At 40.0% G+C, this 6,799-nt stretch carries 6 protein-coding genes; 3 read left to right on the forward strand and 3 right to left on the reverse strand.

What is annotated here, in order from left to right; genetic code table 11:
• The 3 genes from QXE01_10575 to QXE01_10585 all read right to left on the reverse strand — a co-directional run.
• The coding region (locus QXE01_10575) for a hypothetical protein (protein ID MEM4971680.1) at positions 1–228 on the reverse strand (228 nt) is incomplete at its 3' end.
• A gap of 251 nt (positions 229–479) precedes the next feature.
• Positions 480–1,070 (reverse strand): MarC family protein, encoded by a 591-nt coding sequence (locus QXE01_10580; GenBank protein ID MEM4971681.1) that lies wholly within the window; start codon positions 1,068–1,070, stop codon positions 480–482.
• Between the two features lie 159 nt (positions 1,071–1,229).
• Positions 1,230–1,607 carry a hypothetical protein gene (locus QXE01_10585; GenBank protein MEM4971682.1) on the reverse strand — a complete coding sequence of 126 codons (378 nt, stop codon included), beginning with the start codon at positions 1,605–1,607 and terminating at the stop codon, positions 1,230–1,232.
• Positions 1,608–2,378: 771 nt separating this feature from the next.
• Between QXE01_10585 and QXE01_10590 the strand changes: the two genes are divergently transcribed.
• The 3 genes from QXE01_10590 (at position 2,379) to QXE01_10600 (ending at position 6,243) form a co-directional block, all read left to right on the forward strand.
• On the forward strand, positions 2,379–2,612 hold the full coding sequence (locus tag QXE01_10590; GenBank protein MEM4971683.1) for a hypothetical protein: 234 nt from the start codon (positions 2,379–2,381) through the stop codon (positions 2,610–2,612).
• Positions 2,590–2,754 (forward strand): hypothetical protein, encoded by a 165-nt coding sequence (locus QXE01_10595; GenBank protein MEM4971684.1) that lies wholly within the window; start codon positions 2,590–2,592, stop codon positions 2,752–2,754. The genes QXE01_10590 and QXE01_10595 overlap by 23 nt, the downstream gene beginning before the upstream one ends.
• Before the next feature lie 501 nt (positions 2,755–3,255).
• Positions 3,256–6,243 (forward strand): hypothetical protein, encoded by a 2,988-nt coding sequence (locus tag QXE01_10600; protein MEM4971685.1) that lies wholly within the window; start codon positions 3,256–3,258, stop codon positions 6,241–6,243.
• The last annotated feature ends 556 nt before the right edge of the window (positions 6,244–6,799 follow it).

Below are 6,799 nucleotides of genomic sequence, written 5' to 3' on the forward strand. Positions count from 1 at the left end.
CTCCTTCTCAAGGATCCTGAGCAGGGGGGATGGGTTATAGCTATACCCCATCATACCTAGCTCCTCAACAACAGATCTATAGTCAAAATCCCCGGGGAGGGGTGTAACAGCGTCCTTCGCAAGCCTCTGTGAAGCCCTTACAATAGCCTCTAGCACAGCTCTTCCACGCTCTCCATAGCGGTAGATAAAATCAGATATAAGCGCCTCTATGTTATCGCCCTTAATCACTTGTAAGCCCTGATCGAAATATCCGTTCCAAGATATAATATATAATAAATTATATTACTAATCCACCCCTGCTAATGGAGCCTGGTAATACGATCCTTATATGGATATATAATCCATATAATTATTCTGTTGATTTCCAAAGAATATGATCTCTAGGTGTTTTTGAATATTAATAAAGGGGTCTCACATTAACTGTTGAACGCTGATAGAGCTATATCTAGGAGCATTTAGGGTCAACTATGTTAAGCTCTTCAAACAACCCCTAGATCTCTTAGACCTCCTATGAATAGCTCCATCGCTATTGCAGCTATTATCACAGACATAAACTTTCCAAGACCTCTGAGGGTGGTGGTTCCAAGGTATCTTAGCAGTGTGTGGGAGTACCTCAGTAGTGGGTATGTTATTAGGAGTGCTATGTAGGCTCCAAGCAATGTTAACACAAACCCATAGATCCTTGAGTAGATTATAAGGGTACTCATAGTCCCTGGGCCAACTATGAGGGGTGTTGCTATGGGGACAACTGCAAAGTCGCCGCTGGATACCTGCTCAGGCTTATGGCCCGAGATTAGCATATCAATCGCTATCGCCATCAGCAGAACTCCACCAGCTATTTTGAGGGATGTAAGGCTTATCCCAAATAATCTTAGGATCTGCTCGCCAGCTATTGAGAAGAGGGTTAGTAGTATAAATATCGCGATCGTAGCTCTATTAACGATCCTCCTGGCAAGAGCCTCCCAATCATTACCGCTTCTCGTGCTCTCTAGATAAGATACCAGAGTTGGTATAGCAGCTATAGGATCCATTATTGCAAAGACAGAGATAGCTATCGAGATAACAGTCATAAGATCCGATTGAAATACTATTTCATAACACCCATATAGAGTTAGGAAACACCTATAAATTAGATATTTAGCATTAGCCCAGAGCTATAATCCTGGTTAAATATGGTCGAGATATTTAAGATACGGATCATCAGGATCTCGGATAAACCTCTAACACCCCTAGCCAAGCACCTCTACCCTGTATCTCCCACCACCAGCAATTCTATCAACCGCCTTATGCAATATAGATGCTATTGAATAGCATCTATACCCCCTCTCACCCCTATAGCATCTCACCTCTAGAATATCTCTAAACCCCTCTAGCTTCTCCACCCAGGATATCATATCAGCTATACAGCTTCTACTCTCACAATCAACAGAGATCCTTACTAGAACTCCTGGTGATTGGTAGGGCTTTATAACAATACTCCTAGAATCTAGATCCGCCTGTATAGTTACCGATACACCCTCATATAACCCTAGGAGATCCCTTATAGCCAGAGGTATTGTAACCCTACCCTTAGGATCTATCTTCCCCACATAGCCCACTACACTCATAAACAACCCCACTATATGCTTTTACACATTATTTTTAAAAGCTAACCTATCATTCATAGCCCTCTATCTCACTCCTTTCCTCTCCTTTCTGTTTTAAAGAATTAAGTATTATAAGTATCATAGGATATTTAATCCTCTTAGAGCTATTAGGCAAGCACTCTATGTAATACATGATGTTAAGAAGTCCACGAGGGACTTTATGAGCAGCTGAGAAAGTGGGGAGAAGGCTTTGAGGAGATCTTTCATTCGATTTAGTGAGAATGGCTCCTGAAGAGCAGGGTAAGGCATTTAGATAAGGAGTAGCAGATCCTCTCTGGATTCACCTAGATCTTCTCTGTAACCCTGCCCCTGCTATCTTTAGCACTAAAATACAGACAGTTGAGCTACAAAACCGATAAACAGATAAGCATGTAAAGCCGGATACAACAAAATTATAAAGACATAGAGCATTATATTAATTTGCTATATCTAACCTCCTCCTCGCCTTAAATGGTGTTAAAAAGCCTTTTCCATTGACAGCTCCTTGGTTTACCTATCTATACCTAATCTCTTTGTTTACTTGTTATCTAGGGCGTTCGGGGAGAGCAGATACCCTCATAGTGATTAAGCATGTACTATGGATCATTACCTCAGAGCTCCGAGTCTCATGATCACCAGACCTATCATCAAATTAATAGAACCAAGAAGGCTACAAACCCTCACCCTGCTATAAATGACGAGAGCTTCAGCTGAGGGGTTTCAAATAAGGTTTCGGTATCTAGAGCTCTTAAATTGATCGGTAAAGAGGTCGTACCTAGAAATGACTTCATACCAATACCTCTCCTAGCATCTCGAGAGGTTGTTGATATTCTCACTGTAACTAACGTAGACCTACTATATAGAGGTGTTCTTAGTTTGAGGAGCATCTTAACAGCTATGATTGAGGGGAAGATCAGGAAGTTAGAGCCTTTGGCAGAGATCTTCGAATATAATTTAGAGGACCATGGGAGCGAAGACCGAGGCTAAGTGTAGATGCTCACCTATAGAGCTTATCCTAGAACCTGTAGAAATTTTAAAGGGTATTTCAGGCGGCAGGCTTGATGAGAGTTGGGCTCTAAGTATATTGGTTCTAGCTATTCTAAGAAAGATGCTATTGGAAGGGCTCTAGAGCGGATGCTAGTGTAGCTAGATCTAGGCTGCAATGTTTTATAAGAAGCGATAAAGAAGATGTATAAGAGATATGATGAGCCATATATCTAAATCCTTAGAACCGAGACCAAGAAGAACTTTGCTAGAGCGATCATATATGCTAATGAATTAATAGAGATAAAGAAGCACTATAGGAGGCTCAGGATAGCCCTCACATTTATTGAGCACTTAAGCTAAAGGTTAGGCATATTAGGCGAGCTAAAAAGTTCAGACTATTCCTAGTTAAGCCCTAGGCTGTTGGTTCTTCTGAAGCCGCAGATAGCATCGATAGCCTTCAATATATCTAGAGAGATTCTTGGCATAACTAATATATTGCTATACTTCAATACAAAAATATATAGTAATTACACGTTAGATATAAAAAAAGACTTATCATGATCTATGTAAAATATTAAGGAACAGGTCAAAAAGTTTTAAATTAAATTTATAGGTGAAGGGTCTCATTAATCTGGTGGTTTTCATGGTAACTATGTTAATGGGGATCATCTTTATAACGATTCTGCTACTACCACTATGTACCTCTGTAGAAGGTCTCATAGATTTAAAGACCTTAGGAGATCTCCGCGTTAGTGAACGCAATAATATACCGCTTTTTTGGGAGTTCAGAATAGTTAGTAGAGATCACGAATATTATGTGAATGAGGATCAGCTTTTGATGCGTCAACTCGAGTTTGGAACTGTATCCGGCGATCAAGTGGTATATATACCCATATATGATAAATCTAATGCAGCTCCAGGAGAGAATATAACTATAGGGGTAATTGCTATAAGCTCGGCAGGCCCTATACCTCAGAAATCCCTTAACTATACTATATATAGTGAAGGATGCCTTAATATCTATAAAAGCTACTCCCTAATCACCAATAAAGATGGGGTGGCGTTCTTTAACTTAAGCAGTGCCTCTCCAAATATATTTTGTCTCAGAGAAACATATGAAAGGATATTTATTACCAATATTGCGGCATCAGGATTAACTCCCAGCATTTCTAATGGCACCTTAAAAGTGGCATTAGTAAATATGAGTACTGGCAGGGGCTATACAGGATCCCTTCCGCTAGGGCTGATAGTTAGTAGAGCTAATCTATCTAATGGCCAGTGGGAGCCTCCGAGAACTACAACCATCTCTGTAGATTTCCTAAATGGAGAAGCTATTATAGATTTAAGAAACACTATAGCCCAACTATATAGTTCCCTTGACACTAACTATGTATATAAAGTGGAAATTATTAGCATAGGTGGCGAATCTATATACTTACCGTTCTTTACCTCATTAATTGTATTAGATCAGAACGCCCTAAGCAGAGTTGCGCGCGTCACATATATCACATATACTAGATCATTTGTTGTTCCGAATATAAGTTCGCCAGGATCTATAGCAATAGTCATTCACGATCCCCTCTATAGGCTTTTAAGCGGAACGCTGATTACGAAAATACAGATTATGGATTCCAGCTATAACGTTATAGTATCAAAGACCGCTAATATAAATGTTACGTATGGAAGTGCAATAGTAGATCTAAGCTCTTTGATCGATAGCCTTCCTCAGAATGCAACATTTATATATATTACGCCAGTAGCTTTTATAGATAGTGGCGGCAATCCCTTAGTATTACTAGAACCAGCTGATAACATCTCCATTGTAAAAAGATCGTTTATTCTTGGCGTCCAACCCGAAGGCTTAGTGATAAGCCCCACAGTTAGATATTATGGTGATATTGTTCAGTTTACCGTATACTATAACGGCTCGCCCTTACCAAATGTAGATGTGAAACTATACCTACCAGATCCTTCAGCACCCGTGTTAAGCGGAAAAACAGATGCTAACGGTATTGTTGCATTTAACATAACTCAGGCATATCCTAAGATTAGGAGTCTCTCATATACCTATAAAGGATTTTTCACATATGCGGCTATAGCTACCTATGGGAATTCGACAGCATATCTAGTTGCTAGACTAGGATATCCTTCTCCATATTATATGGCCCAGATACTCGAAGACCAGGTACCTCGGCTCAACATTACGGTAACATACTCCCCTGTTGACATGCTTGTCGTAGCCGCTTATTCGTCAGGCTTACCTGTGCTTCACGAAGTGAAGACCGACTTAGCTGTAATTTCTAATGGTTCTCGGCTTTTAGATCTCTCGACACCTTATGGTACTCCGAGTTTTAGAAATATAGGAGTATGCACTATGCCATCAATAATATCATATGGATGCCCTGTTCAGTTAAAGATCAACAGAGCACCTAACTTTGTGGACAGATATATATCTAACTCTACAGTTGTCGGGCAGAGTATAGACCTAACATATAGATTAGCATCTACGCTTAATATAAGCGGCAGCTATACCATTTTAGGAACCACTATTTATATCAACGATTTACTTGGAGACTATAGAATCGATGTGTATAACTCTACAGTTTCTAATGGAGCGGCTGTTAGGATTCAAACTCCGTTTAATATTATATCTCCATTTATAGGCTTTATCAGCTCCCTTCTAATTTTAAGAGATAATAACTATATATACGATGCTATAGATATATATGTGGATGTTAGGCCTTCTATAAGGGCTAGCTTTAGCTTAAGAGCTGACAGGATATTTGATACTGTGCTGGTTAATGAATATATCAACTATACCGTATTTATAACTAATAATGCTAACTTCACAGATTACTATATAATCTCTGTTAACGGCCCTGGCTCCGTCGATGTTACCTTTATAAATGTCTCTGCAGGCTCTACAGCTGCTATTAACCTTAGGATTGGTGGTTTTACCTCGCCTGGAATTTTCATCACCAATTTAACCGTTGTCTCGCAGCTCACGGGATCCTCCCTATATCTAGTGTTCTCTACAACATCTATCGCGCCTGTCAGTAGTATTTCACAGACTATTATAGGATCTGGCAGTGTTTCTCTAGATAATAGGATAAATGTGTCTGTTAATGCTATATCGCCAGTCAACATAACAGTTTCGAGGCTCAACACAACAGGGATCCCCACTAAAATAGGGATTCCATCCGGTGGTATAGCAGATCTGCTCTTCGATGTAAGGGTAAGTAATGTATCAGCCCTCATCTATCCAATCTGGATCAATATAAGCTATGCCTCAATATCGTTTAGCGGAAGTGAGCAGAATATGAAATTATATAGATATAATTTCTCATCAGCAAAGTGGGAGCCTTTCAGAGAGACAGGCGTTGATGTTAACAGGAAAATAGTATGGGCTAAGGCATATCCGGACGAGCTTTCAGGAGTACTAATAAACCCAGTGCCAGGCCCTCTCCTAGGGCCTCCACCCTCTATAGTGGGTGGTGAGCTAGAGATAGATAGATATAGCTATAACAAAGATGTAATACTCGGCATATCAGTTCTGGCTGTATCGATATTAGCTATCGGTATAATTACAGTGCTGTATATTTATCATATCAAAAGGAGAGACTTAGAATGATATTTCCAATGACCTATATTATGATCTTTTAAATTTCTCTCGACACGAATCTTTTTAGAATTCCTCGAAGATAGATCCTTATTATTTAGCATATCTATAGGGGCCCTACTCAATAAAATATTCCTTTTTTCCCCAACGTAAATTCTATAGAATTTCTCCTGAGGCTATCGGTAATATCGAAGTAGTCAATGGTAATAGGGATGAGGACTCAAGCTCCTTTATTTTTCAACTCAACATATCTAGTAAATTATCATTTATTGTTGTAGGGTCAAACCCCTTTTACACCCACTCTAGGACTGATATAAACTCGCTTAAAACCACACCCTAAAGTTAGAGTTGAGATACCCAGCTGGTGGCTGATCAGACGTCTCAAGGATCGATGCTATCTCTGTCATAGGGGGGATATGTTGGCAAGATAGATGAGATCGTTGCCGTGTGGAGGAAATGCGGCGGCCGGGATTTGAACCCGGGATCGCCGGCTCGGGAGGCTTGTTCTCTGTGAGGCGTTATGTTCGCTGTTGATTCTCGGATCAGCGGACGATGTGAAACATTTTCA

The organism is Sulfolobales archaeon (genome assembly GCA_038897115.1).
In the GTDB taxonomy this organism is placed as follows: domain Archaea; phylum Thermoproteota; class Thermoprotei_A; order Sulfolobales; family AG1; genus AG1.